At 68.2% G+C, this 1,286-nt stretch carries 1 protein-coding gene; it reads right to left on the bottom strand.

Annotated elements, in window-relative coordinates; all coding sequences use genetic code 11:
- Positions 1-84 precede the first annotated feature (84 nt).
- A complete protein-coding gene (gene gap / locus VQ03_RS30535; protein WP_048454698.1) occupies positions 85-1,092 on the bottom strand; it encodes a type I glyceraldehyde-3-phosphate dehydrogenase in 1,008 nt (335 codons plus the stop codon).
- Positions 1,093-1,286 lie beyond the last annotated feature (194 nt).

Genomic DNA, 1,286 nt, shown 5'->3' with positions numbered 1-1,286 from the left:
GTCCGGGACGGGGCCGGCCCCTCAGGGAGCCGGCCCTTCGCATCTGCCGGTCAGGGCAGCGTCGGGATCAGACCAGCCTGCGGCTCAGATGAGCTTGGCCATCGCGATGGCGGTGTCGGCCATCCGGTTCGAGAAGCCCCACTCGTTGTCGTACCAGGACAGGACGCGCACGAAGTTGCCGTCCATCACCTTGGTCTGGTCGATGTGGAAGGTCGAGGAGTGGGGATCGTGGTTGAAGTCGATCGAGACGTTCGGGGCCTCGGTGAAGCCGAGCACGCCCTTGAGCGGGCCGTTGGCCGCAGCCTTGATGGCCTCGTTGATCTCGGCGACCGAGGTGGTGCGCTTGGCCACGAACTTGAAGTCGACGACCGAGACGTTCGGGGTCGGCACGCGGATCGAGGTGCCGTCGAGCTTGCCGTTCAGCTCCGGCAGCACCAGGCCGACGGCCTTGGCGGCGCCGGTCGTGGTCGGGATCATCGACAGGGCCGCGGCGCGGGCCCGGTAGAGGTCCTTGTGCATCTGGTCCAGCGACGGCTGGTCGTTGGTGTAGGAGTGGATCGTGGTCATGAAGCCGCGCTCGATGCCGACGGCGTCGTTGAGCACCTTGGCGACCGGGGCGAGGCAGTTGGTGGTGCACGAGGCGTTGGAGACCACGAGGTGGTCGCCGGTCAGCTTGTCGTGGTTCACGCCGTAGACGACCGTGAGGTCGGCGCCGTCGGCGGGAGCCGAGACGAGGACGCGCTTGGCGCCGGCCTCGAGGTGCAGCTTCGCCTTGTCCTTCGAGGTGAAGATGCCGGTGCACTCGAGGGCGATGTCGACGCCGAGCTCGCGGTGGGGCAGCTCGGCCGGGTTCTTGACCGCGGTGACGCGGATGCGCTGGCCGTCGACGACGATGTGGTCGCCCTCGACCGAGACGGTGCCGGGGAACTTGCCGTGGACCGAATCGAAGCGCAGCAGGTGGGCGTTGGTCTCGACCGGGCCGAGATCGTTGATGGCCACGACCTCGATGTCGGTGCGGCCGGCTTCCTTGATGGCGCGCAGGACGTTGCGGCCGATGCGTCCGAAGCCGTTGATGGCGACCTTGACCGTCATGTGTTCTCTCCCTTGGAATGGGCGTGGCGGAGGGGTTGGGGGCGGGTGGGCCCCGCAGCGGACCGGGCCGCGCGGCCGAGGCCTGCGTGGTGCGCGTCGACGCTGGAGAAGGGCCGGCCTGCACCGGCAAGGCCCGCTGCGCTCATGGTCCCAGACCCGTCTCCTATCAACATCTGAAGCTGCCGACGAATAGA

The sequence above is a fragment of the Methylobacterium tarhaniae genome (assembly GCF_001043955.1).
Lineage (GTDB): Bacteria > Pseudomonadota > Alphaproteobacteria > Rhizobiales > Beijerinckiaceae > Methylobacterium > Methylobacterium tarhaniae.
This window is presented reverse-complemented; position numbering and strand designations above follow the sequence as displayed.

What these genes read in the sequence shown, in the direction of transcription:
- gap (WP_048454698.1), bottom strand. Translation starts at nt 1,092, where the DNA reads ATGACGGTCAAGGTCGCCATCAACGGCTTCGGACGCATCGGCCGCAAC.